Origin of the sequence: Pandoraea horticolens, assembly GCF_902459555.1 — a bacterium.
Taxonomy (GTDB): domain Bacteria; phylum Pseudomonadota; class Gammaproteobacteria; order Burkholderiales; family Burkholderiaceae; genus Pandoraea; species Pandoraea horticolens.
The window spans coordinates 1-17,769 of record NZ_CABPSM010000002.1 but is presented as its reverse complement, the minus strand read 5'-3'; the positions used below and the strand labels follow the sequence as shown (position 1 = coordinate 17,769).

Below are 17,769 nucleotides of genomic sequence, written 5' to 3'. Positions count from 1 at the left end.
CATCCAAATGCCGAATTCACTTTGAGGAGCAACAAATGACCGATCACGCAGCCGCTGCCGCGATCCCCGAGACCATTTCCTTAGCTACCGTGCCCCCGCTGCGCGCTGAGCTGGCCGGCGGTACGTTCCTCGGCGTGACAACCCGAAAGGATGGCACTCATTGCGCCGTCATCCTACTGCCGAATAAGGCGACCGAGCAACGTAACTGGCAGGCATGCGTCGATTGGGCCCGTGAGGCCGGCGGTGAACTGCCTACGCGCTCGGTGTTCCACCTTTTGCGCTTGAGCGCGACGAAGGAAGAACTCGCCGAGGGCGGCTGGTATTACACGGCGGATCTGCTCAGCGATGACACCGGCGACGAGGATGACGCTGCCTACGCTTGGCTTTGCTACCCCGGCTACGGCCACACGGACAACCTCCACAAGAGCTACGAGGGCCTAGCCGTTGCCGTCCGCTTGATTCCCCTCACGGCTTAATCCTTCAATCCTTTCAACGCACTGCACTGGAGCCACAAGCAATGACCCAAGTCACGCTGGAAGCCGTCTACGCCAAGCAAACCGAGCTGGCAAAACTGACCGCATCACTACTCGCAGCGGTCGCCACGCCGAAGACGACGCGAATTGAAATCCCCGCCGCCGTCGTCGAATTGCGCCCCGGCGAGCACTACGCCGGCGAAGTTCTCAACGAGGACGGCACGCTAAAGCACCGTCTGGCCCTTGTCGCCGTATCCCCCGAGGCAGCGCACTCGTGGGAAGGCTCTGCTGAATTCGCGAAGAACCTCGGCTATAGCCGACCGACACGCGACGAAGCTCGCCTGTTGCTCGCGAACTGCAGGCCGCACCTACCCAAAGAAGGCTGGTTCTGGACCGATGACGCGTACGAACAGAACGCTGCCTACGCTTGGAGTTGCCACCTCGGCTGCGGCTACACGTTCATCAACCCCAAGAGCTACGAGGGCCTAGCCGTTGCCGTCCGCTTGATTCCCCTCACGGCTTAATCCTTCAATCCTTTCAACGCACTGCACTGGAGCCACAAGCAATGACCCAAGTCACGCTGGAAGCCGTCTACGCCAAGCAAACCGAGCTGGCAAAACTGACCGCATCACTACTCGCAGCGGTCGCCACGCCGAAGACGACGCGAATTGAAATCCCCGCCGCCGTCGTCGAATTGCGCCCCGGCGAGCACTACGCCGGCGAAGTTCTCAACGAGGACGGCACGCTAAAGCACCGTCTGGCCCTTGTCGCCGTATCCCCCGAGGCAGCGCACTCGTGGGAAGGCTCTGCTGAATTCGCGAAGAACCTCGGCTATAGCCGACCGACACGCGACGAAGCTCGCCTGTTGCTCGCGAACTGCAGGCCGCACCTACCCAAAGAAGGCTGGTTCTGGACCGATGACGCGTACGAACAGAACGCTGCCTACGCTTGGCTTTGCGACCTCTTCGGCTACACGGACTCCGACCTCAAGAGCTACGAGGGCCTAGCCGTTGCCGTCCGCAGATTCTGATTTAGTCCTTTAATCCTTTCGAACTGAGCCCCGCCAAATGGCCCTGCACTCATCACTGCCCATTCACCGCAAAGGCGTTCAACTGTTGTCGCTTGCCTTGAAGGTGCAAGAGCAAATGCCACGCAGCATGAAGCGCATTTTGGGCGAGAAGATTACCCAACATTGCGTGGACATGCTCGACCTGATGGCGCTCGCAAACGCCTCGAAACGTGAGGCACGCGCCGAGTACATCGAAAGGTTGCTGACCATACAGCGCACCGTAACGGTATTGCTACACGTCGGGCACGATGCTCGATATCTCTCGCCAAAGCTGTGGGCCGAGTCTATCGAGTTGTTGGGCAGCATTGGCAAGCAGGCTGGTGGGTGGCTCAAGTCCGCGAACAAGGCGCCTGCAGCATGACAGTTAAGGCTCTCATGCCCGCGCGCCGGAATCTGGTCGCGCCGCTGGGTCACAAGCCCACCGACAGGCACACAACGGATACCGCCGCCTCAGTGCGGGCCGAGTCCGGTGCAGCTTCCGCCCTGATCGGCGAAAACCTTCGGGGTGTCAGCTTACATAGCGCGACAGGCACGCTGCCTACGCTTGGAATTGCAACCTCAACAACGGCAACACGAACAACAACCACAAGAGCTACGAGGGCCTAGCCGTTGCCGTCCGCAGAATCCAACTTGTTCGCCCCGCTCGTACAAGCGTACCTCGATTGCCGCCGCAACAAGCGCACCAGCGCCAGTGCACAGGCTTTCGAGGAGCATGTAGAGCGGAATCTGTTCGATTTGCACGAGGAACTGGCAAGCGGCGAGTATCGCCCAGGTCGGTCCATCTGTTTCGTTATCACGCGGCCAAAGCCGCGCGAGGTGTGGGCGGCCGGCTTTCGCGATCGCGTCGTCCATCACCTCCTCTACAACCACATCGCACCCCGCTTCCACGCAAGGTTCGTCGCCGATTCGTGCGCTTGCATTCCCAGACGAGGCACGTTGTACGCAGCACGGCGTCTAGAGCATCAGGTGCGCAGCAGCACCCGGAACTGGAGCCGGCCGTCGAATTACCTGAAATGTGACTTGGCGAACTTCTTCGTCAGCATCAACAAGACGGTGTTGCTCGAGCAATTGCGTCGCCGAGTCTTTGAGCCGTGGTGGATGGCTCTGGCCGAGACGATCTTGATGCACGACCCGCGCCTCGATGTCGAGGTGCGTGGAAGCCAACGCGAACTGGCTCGCGTGCCCGCGCACAAGAGCCTGTTCAACGCTCTGGCTACGCACGGGCTGCCGATCGGAAATCTGTCGAGCCAGTTCTTTGCCAACGTGCTGCTTGATGACCTCGACCAGCACGTCAAGCACCGGATTCGAGCGCCGCACTACATCCGCTATGTCGATGACTTTGTGCTGCTTCACGAGGATGCTGCATGGCTCAACAGGGCGCGAGAGAGCATCGAGAACAAGCTGTCCGGTCTGGATCTACGCCTGAACCCGAGCAAGACCATCCTTCAGCCGATTTCACGAGGCATCGATTTCGTTGGTCACCTCATCAAGCCGTGGCGCCGAACGACGCGGCAGCGAACGATGACTGCGGCACTTCAGCGCGTGGCAGAGGCAGCCCCGGAGGACGTTCACCAGACCGCCAATAGCTACTTTGGCTTGCTTCGGCAGGCCACTCACAGCCACAACGATCGTGCGGCACTCGCCAACGTCGTTAGGCAGCGCGGCCATGCTGTCAACGCCGCCCTCACGAAAGCCTACAGGAGCAAGGCATGAAGAAACTTCTTTCCGTCCTCTGCGCAGCGCTGCTCGCGATCACCTTGTCCGGTTGCAACGATGCATCTGTCGCCTCGAAGAACCTCTCCAAGGCCGCCGACAATTTCGAGATCAACCGCCGCATCGTCTTCTACAACGGCATCACTGGCGAGTACATGCTGACCATCGAAGGTCTCTGCTCACGAGACAACGACAGCACATCGACGAAGCTCGCCATCGTCTGCAAGGTCGGGGCGAACGAGTACAAGAAGCACTTCCTCGGTCTGTCCGACAACGTCACCTACTTCATCGAGCAACTCGAACCGGCAAAGGCCAGCGTCTATCACTATCGCGTGACTTTCAAGCCGTCGGTCATCGTCCCGGACATCGAGATCAAGTGAGCGCCGCCATGAGCCCCTACGACCCCCGCCCGGAAGGGCTGAATACCGATCCTGCGCCGCCTTCAGTGGTGGAGGCGCTCCGGCGGCACACCGAGGCGGAATACCTCACGCATGACCTGTTCATGGGCGAGGACGCCGATATCAAGTGCCGCACCGTGAAGCTGGTCACCGCACGCAAGCCCCATTCGTGCTGGCTCGGTCAGGCGCGCGGCGCAAAGCCTCACGAAATCGCAGTCGGAGAGCTGCACCGCTATGAAAAGGCGCTCGTGGATGGCGACTACTGGGGCAGCTATCGCTGTTGCCTTAACTGCATGGACAACGAAATCGGTGATTTCGACGGCAGTGACGACGGAGACGAAGAATGATCGCTCTCACGCCGATTCAACTCGCAATCGCTGCCGGTCAAGTGGAGGCGCACTCGCCGTCTGAGTTTTCCGGATGGTGGCAAGACGGCTACTGGATTCACGTCGCCCAAGACGAGGACTACACCAACGACTGGTACATCACCGTCAAGCATCCGGACGGCGGCTTTCTGTACGACGGCTGGTGGACAGATAGCGGGCACAGAACCGTCGACGAGGCGGTCGCTGGAGCATTTCGCGGCGCCGAACTGCTGGACGACGACGCAAAACAGGAGAGCCAGAATGTCTGACCTCAATACCGTGACGTTTGATGCGACAACGCATCAGCTTGTGCCGAAAGAACCAACTGACCTAATGATCAAGGTGGGGCAATCGCATATGTGGCCGGGCGACAGCTACGCCGCCATGCTCGCCGCCGCCCCCACGCCAGCCGCACAGAGCGCAGACCATTCCGGCGCCCCCACCGAAAAGGTATCGAACCATGTTGCGGACGTGCGCAATATGGTAGCCGCACAGAGCGCAGGGCAGGAAGCGATCTATCAGGCTCGTGTCTATGGCGGCTGGGACGATGTGAGCCATGCCGAATTTGAACGGATTAAAGACCGCCCGAAACGCATTGTCTACGCCGCGCCCGTGAACGCCTCTAAGCCGGTGGCAATTCGATACCCAGATGAGTGCATCCCACAAAAGGACGATTCGTCATTTGAATTTGCATTCGGTTGGAACTCTGCCATCGTTCGCTTCAAGGCAATGAACGCCGCGCCCGTGAATGGCGGCGAGCGCGTGCAATGGTGGCTTGCTGACATCGACATGCACGGAAACCCCACGCTATCCGATGGGGCGCACAGCGACCGCGCAGGCGCTGACAAGGCAGCTTATCTGCATGCCGCGCTTGGTTTGAAACACGACCGTAAATTTGCCGTCGCCCGCGTTGAGTTGTTCGAGCCAAAGCCGAGCGCCAATGCGCTCAAACTCGCCGCCCTCACGTCTCCCGAGAAGGAGCAAAAATAATGGATAGCAATCACGACATCTTTAAGCCACGCGATGACGATCCGACAAGCGATGATCTTCGCCGCATCGCCAACGAAGTCCGCAACTATGCCGGGACGCCTAGCGATGAGCCTCACCCTGTCAACTACGTGCTCGGCGGCTGGCGTGCTGCATGCGCAGCCCTCACGTCTCCCGCGAAGGTGGGCGGGGATGAGCGGCGGCATGTAGATCGCCAAACCATCATCGAATGGCTGGACGCGTTGGATATCGAAGTGACGGATAAACAACTTGATGGCCTGTTTACCGCCGCCCGTGCCGTGCCGCCGCCGGTAAAGGTGGGCCGGGATGTACGGGAATTGTTGACTGACATCGCAACCCACCATGACAACATCGTCGCTGTATTTGCGGCGCAGCGGAAAGAAGCATTAGACGCGAACGATACCGCCAGCGTGGCGTACTGGAACCACGAAATAAATGTTGTGAACCGAATGGAAGCCCAGGCCCGTGCCGCGCTGTCGGCGGATGGCGGGGAGGACAACATCATTGATGACGCCACAGGTGTTTGGACCGCCCGAAAACACACCGACAGGTGGCGGAAATCGTTCGCTGCACAAACTACGAACGGTTGGGACGCAATCGTGTACGCGTATAAGGCGCTTCTCGAAGAACAAGGCGCATACGACGATCCAATCGATCATGTTGTGAAAGCCGTCGCCGGTATGGAGTTCGCATTTCCCGATCTTAGGAAGGCTATCGCCGGGGCAGCATGGCCCGCTGAACCTCCTATGGCACCAAAACAGGAGGACGTGCAATGAATCGAGACGACATCATGAATATCGTACACGCCCACTCTGACTTAAATATATTCGGTGCAATCGTAGGCGTCTTGGAGAACGGCACAATTCACCGCAATGACTCATACAGCGCCGCGCAGCGGATCATCGCCATCTGCAACAAGGAAATGCAGCGCTTGGTGAAGATTTACGACGTCACCATTGCTGCCAATCAGGCGAAGGGGGATGCGTGACTGATCGAGAACTGTTGGAAATGGCCGCGAATGCTGCCGGGCTTCAGATCAATGCGAAAGAACAGGCTGCGCATAGCGATACTCACAGCGCATGGCTGGCATGGCAAGCCCGCGCCGCGCTGTCGGCGGATGGCGGGGAGCCTCACCGAGAGGCCAAAGTCGGCCCTCTTATCTATGAGGCATGTGGGAGTCTCCCGGAAGGCTGGCGGGTCCGCATCGAATTCGAGAATGGCTATGGAGGCGTGGTACTGGTCGACCCGTACGACGAGGAGCGCGACATGCGCGCCGATAGGGATGCTCCCACCATCGCCGAACAGTTGCGCGAAGCCATCGACGCCGCCATTGCCGCCAATCAGGCAGCGGAGGAGCGGAAATCGTGAAAGAGCGCCCTATCCTCTTCAGCGCGCCGATGGTGCGCGCAATCCTCGACGGCTCGAAAACGCAAACGCGGAGAGTGATGACGCCGCAGCCGCAGTGGCGTCCAAACTACGGCCGCGCCGTTGGGATGCAGGGTGCGTGGGTGATCGGTTCACCTGCGGCCATTGGCCTAAAAGAGCGTGGCGACCACTGGATAGCCGTTTTTGACGAGGACACCCAACGCCGTTTTTGCACGCAGGAGGCATACGGCTGGGGCGCCAGCGCCGGAAGTCCATACGGCGTTGTCGGCGACCACCTGTGGGTGCGTGAGACGACTTACAACGTCGAACGCAACGGCTACGTCGGACCTGTCTTCGTTGAATCCGAGGAAGGTCGCAACGCGGCGGCATGGGGCTACGGCGAATCTGACGATCCTGACTTCATAGAGCCACACGAGCTACGCAAGCGCCCCGCGATCCACATGCCTCGTTCGATGTGCCGTCTCGTACTGGAAATCACTGGCGTGCGCATTGAACGACTGATGAGCATCAGCGATGAGGATGCGATCGCGGAGGGTGCTCGTCTCAGTTACGGCGAACCGTTCGACACCGCCAACACAATCAGCGCTCGCCGCTGCTTCGAGTTGCTTTGGACGGACATCAACGGCCCCGGATCGTGGGACGCCAACCCTTGGGTGTGGGTTATCGAGTTCCAGCGCTCTGCGGGGGAACGTAAATCGTGATCACGATCAAAGACAAGCCGGGGTGCATCACCGTCGAGGAAATGCGCCACTACTTCGAGAAGTCGATCAAGGAAACGGCTCTACTGGCAGCTAACACCCCACTCGGTGCCATGGTGATAAACGGCAAGTTTTCACACTACGTGACGCCGGACACCGACACCATGTGGATCGGGTTCGCACTCGGCATGCGGGCCGCTGAACGTGTCGCATCACAGACATCGGGGGATGCATCGTGACCCAAACCATCCTCGATCCATGCTGCGGCAGTCGCATGTTCTGGTTCGATCCGAAGAATCAAGGCGTCCTGTTCGGAGACATCCGCGACGAGGAACACATGCTGTGCGATGGGCGCGCACTGAACATCAAGCCCGACGTGCAGATGGACTTTCGCGATATGCCGTTTGAGGACGGCAGCTTCCGGCTCGTCGTGTTCGACCCGCCACACCTGCGCCGGGCTGGGCTCGTGAGCTGGCTGCGCGCCAAATACGGAATTCTCTCGGACGACTGGCAGGACGACATTCGGCGCGGCTTCGCCGAGTGCTTCCGCGTCCTCGACCACGAGGGCATTCTGATCTTCAAGTGGAACGAAGTGCAGATCAAGGTCAGCGAGATCCTGGCGCTTACGCCGCACGAACCACTGTTTGGCCACAAGTCAGGCAAGCGCGCCGACACGCATTGGATTTGCTTTATGAAGCGCGTCGATGGCGCTGAGGGGGCGTGATGCTAACCGTTGCCCACTACATAACCGCCAACCAGATTGTCGACGGTCACCAGGAACATAGCACCAGACAATGGTTCCTTCTGACACCAAAGCTCCTGTGCTCGCAGGGAATAGTCCGAACGCTTTGCCTCAAACGTTGTGAGTGGGGCAGACGTCGCATTGATCAAGAGCAACGCGTCATGTGTAGCAAATCCATCAAACGTCCAAGTTTTCTCGCCGTTGGTGATTCTCACTTTGAACGTGACTCGATCTTCGCCATCGAGAACAGAGTTGATATTTCCCGTCACCATCTTTTGCTTCCTCTGAACATAGTCGGAGGAATCCTAGCATGAGACAGAACGAGACCATTCTGGGCGACTGCCGACCGCTGCGCTATCTGTCCGTCTGCTCGGGCATCGAAGCCGCGACGTGCGCATGGCATCCGCTCGGCTGGCAGCCGTGGGCATTCTCCGAGATCGAGCGCTTCCCGTCGGCCGTACTCGCCCACCATTACCCCAACGTGCCCAACCTGGGCGACATGACCAAGTTCAAGGACTGGCCCGATGCAACTATCGATCTTCTCGTCGGCGGAACCCCTTGCCAGTCCTTCAGCGTCGCGGGACTCCGAAAGGGACTGGCAGATCCGCGTGGCAACCTCATGCTCACCTATCTTGCCATTGCTCGCCGCTATGCTCCCCGCTGGTTGGTCTGGGAAAACGTCCCCGGTGTACTGTCATCGAACAAGGGCCGGGATTTTGGCACCTTCCTCGGGGGCTTGGCAGAACTCGGGTATGGGTTCGCCTACCGCGTTCTTGACGCTCAGTACGTCCGAGTGGAATCACACGCTCGCGCCGTCCCTCAGCGACGTCGGCGTGTGTTCGTTGTCGGATATCTTGGAGACTGGCGACGTCCCGCAGCGGTACTTTTTGAGCGCGAAAGCATGCTCGGGCATCCTGCGCCGCGCCGCGAAGCGGGGCAAAGAGTTGCCGGAACCCTTACGCGCAGCGCTCTCGACGGTAGCGGAGCGTGCGGAGGCGATGGCCGAGACGGGCTGATGATCCCGACGATTGCTCGCGCACTCACGACGAGCAATCAGAGAATCGATGCGGAGACGGAGACGGAGACGTTGCTCGTTGCTCATTCGCTGCGCGCCGAAGGTTTCGATGCCAGCGAAGACGGTACCGGCCGAGGAACGCCTCTCGTGCCCGTTCAACCTTACACACTCGCGATTCGTGGCCGTGACGGTGAGCACCAGCTCGAATACCGCCAGGACGGTACAGCGAATGCCGTGCTTACGCCGAACGGTGGCCGTGCTGGTATCGGAGTCGGTGCTATCGCATTCGACACCACCCAGATCACGAGCCCAGAGAACGGCAGCAATCCGCAAGCCGGTGGTCCGTGTCACCCGCTCTCTGCGTCTGCGCACGCGCCAGCCATCGCATTCGACTGCAAAGCCAGCGGGCGCAACGGGTTCGCCGTCGGCGACATCGCCGCGACGCAGCGGTCGATGGGCCACGCCAATAGCCATACCAACGGCGGTGGCCATCAAGCCGTCATGCACGGATCGGCGGTGCGACGCCTTATCCCGCGCGAGTGCGAGCGTCTCCAAGGCTTCGAGGACGATTACACGCTATTGCCAGGCTTGAAGGCTCCGGACGGCCCGCGATACAAGGCACTCGGCAACAGCATGGCCGTGCCCGTGATGCGGTGGATCGGCGATCGAATCCAGAGCGTCGAGAACTTGGAAATCGAAACAGCATGACCACCCACCCGAATGAATGCATCGTATGTGGCGGCCATGCGGAATGGCTCTGCGACTTCCATCTTGGCTGGCCTATCGCTGGGCGCGCAAAGAATGGACAGCCTTTCACCGGACGGATAGACGGTTCATACCCGTCGCCTTACACCTGTGATGCCCCACTGTGCAATGCCTGCAAGCGATACCAACACACAAACCGGTTCTTCGGCGGATCTGGTGGATGGTCTGAGTCCGTGGATTACTGCCCAGCTCATCACATGCAAACGAGACCACCAATCGAACCAATTACGGCCGTGGAGGCAGACCGTCGTCGGCGAGACGTTTGGGCACAGTACCGGCGAGCAAGGATTTTCGAGGCATGACCACCCACCCGTCCACGGCCGAAGCACTGAAAGAGATTCTGCGGGTTACTGCGAGAGATTGGAGGATTGGAACATGGGAAAACTCGTTCCTGTGGCCGAAGCAGCGGCAATCCTAGGGGTGCCGGTGGGGTTTGTCTGCCGGCTCGACACCGAAGGCCGCACCATTCAGCGGTTCAAATTGACCCGCAAGACGCACGTCTACGACATCGACTCACTGTATAGATACCTCGAATCATGCCGATCGAAACCATTGCAAAATCCGGTAAAAAGCGTTTCCGCTGGACGTTCGAGCGCGTCATCGAGGGCGAGCGTATCCGGAAAACAAAACTCCTCCCTGCTGGAGTTACTGCGGCCGAAGCGGACAAAATAGCTCGTGAGTGGGAAGCAGAGATCTACGCGATAGCCACCGGCGCTCGTAAGCCGGTGGTGACGATCGGCGAATGTGTGCGAAAGCACATCACCGACAAGCAAGACGAGTGGAAGGATGCCGAGGCTCGAGTGCGGATTCTGGAAAAGTGGCGTGCCGAGTACGACGACGACCCGGCCGATGACCTGCACGACTGGTCGGTGAAGTTCATCGGCTACCTTCGCGCGAGTCGTGACCATGACGGAGACCCGAAGCGGCCACTGACTGACGCGTCGATCCGCAATATCCTCGCCTACATTCGTGCCGCAGTGAAATACATGCACAAGATCGGGAAGATCGAGCACGATAATACAAAGCGCATGGTCTTCCCCGCCGTCAACAATGAGCGCCACGCTTACCCGCAGCGGGCAGAAATGCTGCGCATAGCGCGTGTCTGTAAAAGCCGGGAGGTTCGCGCCGCCATTCTCATTGCCTTCTACTCAGGAATGAGACGCTCGGAAATACTGCGCGCGAAGGTTACGAAGAAGGGCTTCTCCCTGGCAGACACGAAGAACGGCACGCCTCGAATTGTTCCCATTCATCGCAAGGTCGCCGTATGGGCTCGCCGCGTAAAGTTCACGATTAGCGACGTGCATTTCTCCGATGTCTGGGATCGCGCGCGCATAGCAGCCGGCCTGCCGAATGTCCGATTTCATGATCTTCGGCACGGCGCCGCGTCGGAGATGATTAACGCGGGGGTTGACCTGTACACAGTGGGCGCCGTTCTTGGTCACAAGTCGATGGTCTCCACGAAGCGCTACAGCCACCTCGTGACCGATCGTCTGAGCGCCGCCGTGGACAAGATCGGCAAGCGGTGAAAAGGTGTGGGTTTTTTTGCCTTCCGAGACGCTTTACTGTTCGTATGCACAGTATTTCATGCTTCGCTAAGTCATTGATTTTACGTAAATGCATGAAAATTAACTGTGTTTACGTACAAGCGTAGGTGACTTTTAATCCGTTGGTCGCAGGTTCGAATCCCGCACGGCCTACCACGAATTCAGGGGCTTGCAGAGATGCAGGCCCCTTCTCATTTGCTCCGCAAATTCCCTCTTGCTCCGCAAAACTCATTTTGTCGGGGCAACACGGTCGCCCTTTCTCTCCCGCACGCAGTGCTCAGTCATCAGCAAAGACTTGTGACCGAGTTGTAGCTGCGCTGCACGAATGCCCCCTGCACTATCGGCTTTGTCGGTTCCCGCTTTCGCGCGGAGATCACGGAATTGGAATTGGTTCTTTTCCACTCCCGCTTTTTCCCGCGCCTTGTCGAAACGCGACCTGAGCGAATCAGACGTCATTCGCTCGCCGCGCTGGTTGACGATCAGTGCAGTACTTACGACATACTTCCTTCGCACCAGGCACGTACCCCACACGAAAAGTCAGATTCCAGAATTCTTGTGAGGGCATGGGGGAACGCCTCCGATTGAAACGTTCGCAGTGATGAGAAGTTATTAGGGAGGCAAGATGGGAGAAGCGAATCGTCGCGGTAGCAAGGAGCAACGGACGGCGAAAGCCGACGAGTTCTGTCCTGACTCGCAGCGTATTGAACGATATCGAGCAACGTTCCGTGCCGTATTGAAAACCTGATCCGCTCTAAAACGGCCCATCATGTGATGGGCCATCCCTGCGGTTACCGAAGTTACCGGATTAACCTCGGTTTCTCGCCTCGCTTCGACGCATGCAGAATGACATGAGACCCCATCAACTCATCCGTCGCCACCATCGCTTCCGCGAACGTCTCGAAGTAAATCGCGTGCTCAGGATCGGACACATGCGCTCGCCTGATTTCTCCCGCTGCCTCGTCCCAAGCGTAACCGAGGTACTTCTTGTATTCGTGGAACCAGACAACGTGTCCTTCACGCGTCAACGACTTGGGGAGATCGAGTCCGTCATCGCCTTGACCGTCGTTTCCTCGGTCCTTTCCGTCGCTTTTGGTTGAATCGTTCATCCAAGTCTCCTGAAATGTGAGTGGATTGAGCCGACCTAACGGCTAAATTCATCATCGCAGGAGTGCCGAGCCTTGCGTTTCAGCAACTTCCGAATATCCCAGCCTATGCGTCGACACTCGAAACGTTTCGACACACAGCGAAAACGTTCGTGACGTATAGTGGGCAAAAGGAACGTGGGCTGCCCCGATTCATCCGCCTTACAAACGAATTTCGGCGCACCAATCCATCAACCCATCGACCCATCAATCCAGAATGGTCTGAAGGCGCGCGAGTGCGTCCTCAACAACCTCGACGGGTGCTCGCCCAATCTTCTTCGCCCCACGCGCCTCAAGGTCGAGCGTGCGCACCATATTCACCAACGCAACGCCCTGCGTCTGCGTGCCCGCGCCAGACAACGGCACCGCAAAACCGGCAAAACGAGCGAATTCTCCACCTTGGGTGATCGGTGCGACCAAGACTACGCCCAGCGCATTAAGAGACGCCGGCGACAAAACAAGAACAGGGCGGAAATCGCCCTGCTGTTCGTGCCCAATCGTCGGGTTCAAGCTCACGCGCACAATGTCGCCACGGTCGAAGCGTGCGCGTCTCACCATGCCTCACGCGCCACAGGCTTGACCTCACCCCACCCTGTCAGATCTGCGGGTTGTGGCGCTTTCGGGTCGCACTGTGCAACGAGTTCGTCCAACGAATACTTGTGACGGGCGGGGGACAGAAAGACACCATCCGAGCGAACGACGGCAGTCAACGAACTGCCCACTCCCACGTGAATTTGTTCGAGCAACACGCTCGGCAATCGCACCGCAGCACTGTTGCCCCATTTTTGAATCTTGAGTTCCATATTCGCCTCCAAATGTAGATCCATTGTGGAAACATTGAGCACAAAATTCAAGCATTTATGTATCTACAATGGATATACACAACAATCGTACAGCAGGCAGATTTGGGTAAGTACTGTCAGAGACACGTACCCCGCATACGTCATGGCGGGTGCTGCGTCGTCGCAGTCGGCATGAGCGAGGAAAAATTTGAGGGCCTTGGCTTGATGTGCCCCCTCCCCTGTTCCGCAAACCGCCTCACAGGTGTTTCCCGAACCTTCACACAGGAACTCCGACCTTTCGCGAGAAGCCGAAAATTCGAAGCATCTGGAAGCAGCTCATTCCCACCGCTCTTGAGCTTCGATATGATTGTTACGTCCGCACGAGTGTTTTGCTTTCCGAAGACCTCAAACTCGTCAATCCCCGGGTCAAGCACCACCTTCACCCTCTCCGTCCGCCCATCAATCTGGCCAGCCCATCCGCTTTTCTTGCTATCAAGATCCGAGGCACGAATTTGAACTGTCACCGAATGAACATCCTCGATTTTTTGGTTTTTGGGGATGGTGACCTTAGTGGGGCCTCAGAGATAGCCGCCGGTGTGATAACTACACTTTGCGCCCCATCCCCGCCAATGGAAATTGACGACGTGGGATCGCTCCGTGCCGGCGCAAGAAACTTGACCGCATCCTTCGCGTTTTGCTTTTTATCGGACACGGCAGACTCGATAATTGATTGAAACTGCTCCGGGCTCATTTTCACTTCGCCGGCGCCAATATTGATGATTGTGTTGTTGTTTGCCGTAATGTTTGGGCCGCTGCTTTTGTTGCCGAGAAAATAGACATCAGTCCATAAGTAACTATTCCACCGAGCGCGACCGCAATGAGAGTGTTGCGAAGCATACCGTGCTCCCGAATCTTGCCGATAAATTCATCGAGGCCCGCCTCGTCTTTGAAGAACAGCTTGACTGGAACATCTTCAATCAGGCTTCCCGACTCTACGCGCTCAACGAAGAATTCAGACTTCAGTACGTCTGCACCTGTGATCCCCTCAAGGACTGCGGGCACGTCTTTCAAGAGCCCTTGCAGAGCCTCCAGCGAACTGATGACATCAGCGAGAGGTACCGGCTCCTTCGTGTTGTAGTGAATTTTGTGAACGGCGGTATATACGAACTCGGTCATGTACTCCCCGTAACATTTTCTTGTGTTGCGGGCATTGCACGTAACTTCACAATGCTGCCAGACATGGTTCCGTTGCCCCGCTCAAGCGCTCGACCAAGCTAGCTGAGCTAGTTCCGTTACGGAGAGGAGGCTGGCGAGTGGTGGGACAAGCCACGCGATGACCTTCGGCAGCGAAGAAGATAATCACTGCAAGCTTTTTTGTATTTTTTGATCGCTCTAGTTAGCTCTTTGCGCCAGCGCGTCGTAGCTGCGCTCGCAGGCAAGGCCAGCGATGTGGGCAGCGTCAGCAAATCGAGCGATTTATGCAAGCGTAAATGGCGCAGTCCCTGTGACAATAAAAATACACGCGGTGCGTCACCGACAATGACGAGCACGCCACGAACGAGAGAGTTTCCACGAGAAAAATACATGTATCCCGTTTCCGGCGCTAGGGCCCCACGCTCCCAACTTCCCGTGACGACCTCTACATCGGCGCAGCCTGCTCCGTCAACCTCAACTTCAGCGCAGTCATCTACCCTTAGCACAGAAGTGCGCGAAGTGCGTCAGGCGGATGGATGGTCCCGTGTGCCGTCGGGTTTGGGCCACCGCCTACCTCCCCTCAGAACGCCGGCAGCCGCAGGGCCGGCTTCGGGAGGACCGGGCCAGTCAACGCCGACATCAACGCAGCCGACTACTGTTGGTATTAATGTGTGCCTGATGCACCAGGCAGTTCAGTCTGATGGGCGATCGGAACCGCGTATCCGTGCCGGCGTAGTGGGCGCCTTGCTGAACTTCGCCCGAAAATCGCCGTCCCCTGGAACATTGGAACTATTGGGCAGGTTTGAGGCTATTCAAGAGAGCTTCGAGCGACGCGTCAATGTCCAAGCGTTGACCGGCATACCCTCGTGCTCCACTCAATCCCCCCCCTCCCCCGAAACACCGAACCTACTCGCCCGGTCTCTGTCCGCGCCGACGGCGCATGCCAATACAGAGGCGTTGGCCGACAGGCCATCGGGTTCAGTCCGACAACCGCTCCTCCCTGGAACGCGCCCAAGGAAAAAGCGTGTAGCGCCCTCGGGCTCAAACAGCGGGCGCGCCACCGAGTTCCCCCCTCCCTCCGCCAAAAAAACCGGCAAAGTGGTCACCGACGAAATACTGCTGCGTATCCAGGGGGCCGCCGAGGCAGCACGTGCCGCCGATCAACCACTTGACAGTGCGGAGCTTGCGCGAGAACTTGGCGTGGGCTACAACACGTTAAGGTGGTATGTATTCAACAATGAGCTAACAGCGGTGGCATGGAACAGATTGGCTCGGATTACCGGGAAAAGTACTAGCAGCAAGGCAACGATAAAAGACGATGTCGTTCTGGCGCTGGAGGCCGAGGTGAACAGCGGCCGCCCGTTTATCGCGGCAGAATTTGCACGACAGCACAACATAACGTGGGCGGGATTACGCCGTTATGTAGATATCGTATCCCCTCAAACACATAGGGCGGAATTAACGCCATGGGGAAAGTCAAAGGTGGCCGAGATCAAGGGGGAAGCTTCGAGGACCAACGTACGACTGAAGACTGACTACTGGCCAGCGCTGAAGTCCGAGGTGGACAGTGGCCAGCTTAATGCGAAAGCGTTTGCCGACAGGTATGGAGTGCTTCCCGAGAATGTATTGTTCGATGCCAAAAAACTCCAGAGGAACGCGCCTATGAGAAGGATAGTGAAACCGGGGGACTTGCGAGCGCTGCGTGACGAGCGGGCCCGCGGCGGCCCATTCGACCTGACAGAGTGGGCACAAAAGCTTGGTGTGAGTGTCGATACAGTACGCAAATATGTAACGCCGGAAGGCGAGCTAACCGCAAAGGGACTGAACCGACTGAATGACGGATGAGATCAAACCGACTCGCAAGATGTGTGATAGCGTTTTCTTAAAATGAGGCTATTCCATATCATCTTTTGACCTCAACGCGTCGTAGCTGCGCCCGTAGGCGACACCGACTGAATCATTGCCTGGTGGCGACTCCGGCACTTGCCACCCTGCCGCTGTAGATCCAACGCGAACTGTCGAAGATCGGCGAGTGTCTGTCCCGATGGTCCCTCCAATACCGGCGGGCACGGCTGCGCCATTGGCAATGGCCGCGTTGTCACGATAGATGCGCATTCAGTCGTCACCAGTGCGGCAATCAGCAATATCAGGTGTCGCGTTCTTACCTGATGCAACGATACAACTGGCTACGCCCGCATCAATTTGACGACGGCTTAGCCCCTGCGGTAGCGGAAGAAAAACTTAACGCAGTCTCCGGAATACGTTGACCACTACACTGCAGTACGAGCCGTCTTCGGGCGGCCTTTTTGCAGCGTCGTGCCCCTGGAGACGATGCATCATCGTCTCCAGGGGCCTTCGCCAGCCGGTTTTCGACCAATCCCGCTGGCCGGCCGGACAGTCCGCAGACAACCTGCGGTTCACATCGGCCCCGCGCCATCCTTCCGAAGCCGGCCCTCGGCGAGCTCCGTCAGCGTGCCGTCTGCTCGAAGGTAGTTTTTCAGCGCGCCAGACGCGACGCCGTACTGCCTGGCCACGCCGTCAAGCCCGCCCGCCTTGTCAATCCCCTGCTTGCCGAAGCGCTGCCACTCCCGCACCATCTCAAGGGTCACTTCCGAGTCCGGCGGATTGAGCCGGTCCTCGGCGCGCTTCGTCAGCGTGCCGTCTGCACGCAGGTGAATTTTCAGCGCGCCAGACGCGACGCCGTACTGCCTGGCCACGCCGTCAAGCCCGCCCGCCTTGTCAATCCCCTGCTTGCCGAGGCGCTGCCACTCCCGCACCATCTCAAGGGTGACTTCCGTGCCCGGCGGGTTGAGCCGGTCCTCAGCGCGCTTCGTCAGCGTGCCGTCCGCGCGCAGGTAAATTTTCAGTGCGGAAGACGCGACGCCGTACTGCCTGGCCACGCCGTCAAGCCCCCCCACCTTGCCAATCCCCTGCTTGCCGAGGTACTGCCACTCCTGCACCATCTCGAGGGTGATGCCCGTGCCCGGCGGGTTAAGCCGGTCCTCGGCGAGCTTCGTCAGCGTGCCGTCTGCGCGCAGGTAGATTTTCAGCGCACCAGACGCGATGCCGTACTGTCTGGCCACGCCGTCAAGCCCGCCCGCCTTGTCAATCCCCTGCTTGCCGAGGCGCTGCCACTCCCGCAACATCTCAAGGGTGACTTCCGTGCCCGGCGGGTTGAGCCGGTCCTCGGCGAGCTTCGTCAGCGTGCCGTCTGCTCGAAGGTAGTTTTTCAGCGCGGTAGACGCGACGCCGTACTGCCTGGCCACGCCGTCAAGCCCGCCCGCCTTGCCAATCCCCTGCTTGCCGAGGTACTGCCACTCCCGCAACATCTCGAGGGTGATGCCCGTGCCCGGCGGGTTGAGCCGGTCCTCGGCGAGCTTCGTCAGCGTGCCGTCTGTGCGCAGGTAGATTTTCAGCGCACCAGACGCGATGCCGTACTGTCTGGCCACGCCGTCAAGCCCGCCCGCCTTGTCAA

Annotated in this window: 25 protein-coding genes; 18 read left to right on the top strand and 7 right to left on the bottom strand. The window is 58.7% G+C overall.

The window, feature by feature from the left end:
• The first annotated feature begins 35 nt into the window (after positions 1-35).
• The 15 genes from PHO31112_RS03775 to PHO31112_RS03705 all read left to right on the top strand — a co-directional run bounded on the left by PHO31112_RS03775 (position 36) and on the right by PHO31112_RS03705 (position 7,834).
• Positions 36-476 carry a hypothetical protein gene (locus PHO31112_RS03775; protein ID WP_150619304.1) on the top strand — a complete coding sequence of 147 codons (441 nt, stop codon included), beginning with the start codon at positions 36-38 and terminating at the stop codon, positions 474-476.
• Between the two features lie 41 nt (positions 477-517).
• Complete coding sequence (locus tag PHO31112_RS03770; RefSeq protein ID WP_150619303.1) at positions 518-997, top strand: Lcl C-terminal domain-containing protein; 480 nt, start codon at positions 518-520, stop codon at positions 995-997.
• Between the two features lie 41 nt (positions 998-1,038).
• A complete protein-coding gene (locus PHO31112_RS03765; protein WP_150619302.1) occupies positions 1,039-1,503 on the top strand; it encodes a DUF1566 domain-containing protein in 465 nt (154 codons plus the stop codon).
• A gap of 37 nt (positions 1,504-1,540) precedes the next feature.
• Positions 1,541-1,903: a four helix bundle protein gene (locus tag PHO31112_RS03760; RefSeq protein WP_425495155.1), complete on the top strand. Its 363-nt coding sequence runs from the start codon at positions 1,541-1,543 to the stop codon at positions 1,901-1,903.
• Positions 1,904-2,172: 269 nt separating this feature from the next.
• On the top strand, positions 2,173-3,255 hold the full coding sequence (locus PHO31112_RS03755; RefSeq protein ID WP_150619300.1) for an RNA-directed DNA polymerase: 1,083 nt from the start codon (positions 2,173-2,175) through the stop codon (positions 3,253-3,255).
• On the top strand, positions 3,252-3,635 hold the full coding sequence (locus PHO31112_RS03750) for a beta-sandwich lipoprotein (protein ID WP_150619299.1): 384 nt from the start codon (positions 3,252-3,254) through the stop codon (positions 3,633-3,635). Before PHO31112_RS03755 ends, PHO31112_RS03750 begins: the two co-directional genes overlap by 4 nt.
• Positions 3,632-4,000: a hypothetical protein gene (locus PHO31112_RS03745; protein ID WP_150619298.1), complete on the top strand. Its 369-nt coding sequence runs from the start codon at positions 3,632-3,634 to the stop codon at positions 3,998-4,000. Before PHO31112_RS03750 ends, PHO31112_RS03745 begins: the two co-directional genes overlap by 4 nt.
• Positions 3,997-4,287, top strand: a complete 291-nt coding sequence (locus PHO31112_RS03740; RefSeq protein ID WP_150619297.1) for a hypothetical protein — start codon at positions 3,997-3,999, stop codon at positions 4,285-4,287. The genes PHO31112_RS03745 and PHO31112_RS03740 overlap by 4 nt, the downstream gene beginning before the upstream one ends.
• Positions 4,280-5,008, top strand: a complete 729-nt coding sequence (locus tag PHO31112_RS03735) for a hypothetical protein (protein WP_150619296.1) — start codon at positions 4,280-4,282, stop codon at positions 5,006-5,008. Before PHO31112_RS03740 ends, PHO31112_RS03735 begins: the two co-directional genes overlap by 8 nt.
• Positions 5,008-5,802, top strand: a complete 795-nt coding sequence (locus tag PHO31112_RS03730; RefSeq protein ID WP_150619295.1) for a hypothetical protein — start codon at positions 5,008-5,010, stop codon at positions 5,800-5,802. Before PHO31112_RS03735 ends, PHO31112_RS03730 begins: the two co-directional genes overlap by 1 nt.
• Positions 5,799-6,014, top strand: a complete 216-nt coding sequence (locus PHO31112_RS03725) for a hypothetical protein (protein WP_150619294.1) — start codon at positions 5,799-5,801, stop codon at positions 6,012-6,014. The genes PHO31112_RS03730 and PHO31112_RS03725 overlap by 4 nt, the downstream gene beginning before the upstream one ends.
• The gene (locus tag PHO31112_RS03720; protein ID WP_150619293.1) at positions 6,011-6,394 is read left to right on the top strand and encodes a hypothetical protein; all 384 of its coding nucleotides are present in this window, start codon (positions 6,011-6,013) and stop codon (positions 6,392-6,394) included. Before PHO31112_RS03725 ends, PHO31112_RS03720 begins: the two co-directional genes overlap by 4 nt.
• Entirely contained in the window at positions 6,391-7,113 is a 723-nt protein-coding gene (locus PHO31112_RS03715) for an ASCH domain-containing protein (protein WP_150619292.1), read from the top strand. The genes PHO31112_RS03720 and PHO31112_RS03715 overlap by 4 nt, the downstream gene beginning before the upstream one ends.
• Complete coding sequence (locus tag PHO31112_RS03710; RefSeq protein WP_150619291.1) at positions 7,110-7,349, top strand: hypothetical protein; 240 nt, start codon at positions 7,110-7,112, stop codon at positions 7,347-7,349. Before PHO31112_RS03715 ends, PHO31112_RS03710 begins: the two co-directional genes overlap by 4 nt.
• Before the next feature lie 35 nt (positions 7,350-7,384).
• Entirely contained in the window at positions 7,385-7,834 is a 450-nt protein-coding gene (locus PHO31112_RS03705) for a class I SAM-dependent methyltransferase (protein WP_217427013.1), read from the top strand.
• Positions 7,835-7,836: 2 nt separating this feature from the next.
• On the opposite strand, the gene PHO31112_RS03700 is transcribed toward PHO31112_RS03705, so the two are convergent.
• Positions 7,837-8,124 (bottom strand): hypothetical protein, encoded by a 288-nt coding sequence (locus PHO31112_RS03700; protein WP_150619289.1) that lies wholly within the window; start codon positions 8,122-8,124, stop codon positions 7,837-7,839.
• Between the two features lie 38 nt (positions 8,125-8,162).
• Between PHO31112_RS03700 and PHO31112_RS03695 the strand changes: the two genes are divergently transcribed.
• A complete protein-coding gene (locus tag PHO31112_RS03695) occupies positions 8,163-9,575 on the top strand; it encodes a DNA cytosine methyltransferase (RefSeq protein WP_150619288.1) in 1,413 nt (470 codons plus the stop codon).
• A gap of 593 nt (positions 9,576-10,168) precedes the next feature.
• Positions 10,169-11,158 carry a tyrosine-type recombinase/integrase gene (locus tag PHO31112_RS03690; protein ID WP_150619287.1) on the top strand — a complete coding sequence of 330 codons (990 nt, stop codon included), beginning with the start codon at positions 10,169-10,171 and terminating at the stop codon, positions 11,156-11,158.
• Positions 11,159-11,404: 246 nt separating this feature from the next.
• Here PHO31112_RS03690 and PHO31112_RS03685 read toward each other — a convergent pair whose 3' ends face one another.
• The 5 genes from PHO31112_RS03685 to PHO31112_RS03665 form a co-directional block, all read right to left on the bottom strand.
• Positions 11,405-11,689: a tyrosine-type recombinase/integrase gene (locus PHO31112_RS03685; RefSeq protein ID WP_425495154.1), complete on the bottom strand. Its 285-nt coding sequence runs from the start codon at positions 11,687-11,689 to the stop codon at positions 11,405-11,407.
• A gap of 284 nt (positions 11,690-11,973) precedes the next feature.
• Positions 11,974-12,282 carry a hypothetical protein gene (locus PHO31112_RS03680; protein WP_150619285.1) on the bottom strand — a complete coding sequence of 103 codons (309 nt, stop codon included), beginning with the start codon at positions 12,280-12,282 and terminating at the stop codon, positions 11,974-11,976.
• A 243-nt stretch (positions 12,283-12,525) separates the two neighbouring features.
• Complete coding sequence (locus tag PHO31112_RS03675) at positions 12,526-12,876, bottom strand: type II toxin-antitoxin system ChpB family toxin (RefSeq protein WP_150619284.1); 351 nt, start codon at positions 12,874-12,876, stop codon at positions 12,526-12,528.
• On the bottom strand, positions 12,870-13,121 hold the full coding sequence (locus PHO31112_RS03670) for an AbrB/MazE/SpoVT family DNA-binding domain-containing protein (RefSeq protein WP_150619283.1): 252 nt from the start codon (positions 13,119-13,121) through the stop codon (positions 12,870-12,872). The genes PHO31112_RS03675 and PHO31112_RS03670 overlap by 7 nt, the downstream gene beginning before the upstream one ends.
• Positions 13,122-13,853: 732 nt before the next feature.
• Complete coding sequence (locus PHO31112_RS03665) at positions 13,854-14,276, bottom strand: hypothetical protein (RefSeq protein WP_150619282.1); 423 nt, start codon at positions 14,274-14,276, stop codon at positions 13,854-13,856.
• A gap of 1,116 nt (positions 14,277-15,392) precedes the next feature.
• Between PHO31112_RS03665 and PHO31112_RS03660 the strand changes: the two genes are divergently transcribed.
• On the top strand, positions 15,393-16,139 hold the full coding sequence (locus tag PHO31112_RS03660) for a hypothetical protein (protein ID WP_150619281.1): 747 nt from the start codon (positions 15,393-15,395) through the stop codon (positions 16,137-16,139).
• A gap of 572 nt (positions 16,140-16,711) precedes the next feature.
• Here PHO31112_RS03660 and PHO31112_RS27065 read toward each other — a convergent pair.
• A partial coding sequence (locus PHO31112_RS27065; RefSeq protein ID WP_174995523.1) for a hypothetical protein occupies positions 16,712-17,769 on the bottom strand: 1,058 nt, incomplete at its 5' end.

What these genes read in the sequence shown, in the direction of transcription:
- PHO31112_RS03735 (WP_150619296.1), top strand. Translation starts at nt 4,280, where the DNA reads ATGTCTGACCTCAATACCGTGACGTTTGATGCGACAACGCATCAGCTT.
- PHO31112_RS03700 (WP_150619289.1), bottom strand. Translation starts at nt 8,124, where the DNA reads ATGGTGACGGGAAATATCAACTCTGTTCTCGATGGCGAAGATCGAGTC.
- PHO31112_RS03695 (WP_150619288.1), top strand. Translation starts at nt 8,163, where the DNA reads ATGAGACAGAACGAGACCATTCTGGGCGACTGCCGACCGCTGCGCTAT.
- PHO31112_RS03725 (WP_150619294.1), top strand. Translation starts at nt 5,799, where the DNA reads ATGAATCGAGACGACATCATGAATATCGTACACGCCCACTCTGACTTA.
- PHO31112_RS03770 (WP_150619303.1), top strand. Translation starts at nt 518, where the DNA reads ATGACCCAAGTCACGCTGGAAGCCGTCTACGCCAAGCAAACCGAGCTG.
- PHO31112_RS03730 (WP_150619295.1), top strand. Translation starts at nt 5,008, where the DNA reads ATGGATAGCAATCACGACATCTTTAAGCCACGCGATGACGATCCGACA.
- PHO31112_RS03740 (WP_150619297.1), top strand. Translation starts at nt 3,997, where the DNA reads ATGATCGCTCTCACGCCGATTCAACTCGCAATCGCTGCCGGTCAAGTG.
- PHO31112_RS03680 (WP_150619285.1), bottom strand. Translation starts at nt 12,282, where the DNA reads ATGAACGATTCAACCAAAAGCGACGGAAAGGACCGAGGAAACGACGGT.
- PHO31112_RS03760 (WP_425495155.1), top strand. Translation starts at nt 1,541, where the DNA reads ATGGCCCTGCACTCATCACTGCCCATTCACCGCAAAGGCGTTCAACTG.
- PHO31112_RS03750 (WP_150619299.1), top strand. Translation starts at nt 3,252, where the DNA reads ATGAAGAAACTTCTTTCCGTCCTCTGCGCAGCGCTGCTCGCGATCACC.
- PHO31112_RS03705 (WP_217427013.1), top strand. Translation starts at nt 7,385, where the DNA reads ATGTTCTGGTTCGATCCGAAGAATCAAGGCGTCCTGTTCGGAGACATC.
- PHO31112_RS03765 (WP_150619302.1), top strand. Translation starts at nt 1,039, where the DNA reads ATGACCCAAGTCACGCTGGAAGCCGTCTACGCCAAGCAAACCGAGCTG.
- PHO31112_RS03665 (WP_150619282.1), bottom strand. Translation starts at nt 14,276, where the DNA reads ATGACCGAGTTCGTATATACCGCCGTTCACAAAATTCACTACAACACG.
- PHO31112_RS03670 (WP_150619283.1), bottom strand. Translation starts at nt 13,121, where the DNA reads ATGGAACTCAAGATTCAAAAATGGGGCAACAGTGCTGCGGTGCGATTG.
- PHO31112_RS03775 (WP_150619304.1), top strand. Translation starts at nt 36, where the DNA reads ATGACCGATCACGCAGCCGCTGCCGCGATCCCCGAGACCATTTCCTTA.
- PHO31112_RS03690 (WP_150619287.1), top strand. Translation starts at nt 10,169, where the DNA reads ATGCCGATCGAAACCATTGCAAAATCCGGTAAAAAGCGTTTCCGCTGG.
- PHO31112_RS03675 (WP_150619284.1), bottom strand. Translation starts at nt 12,876, where the DNA reads ATGGTGAGACGCGCACGCTTCGACCGTGGCGACATTGTGCGCGTGAGC.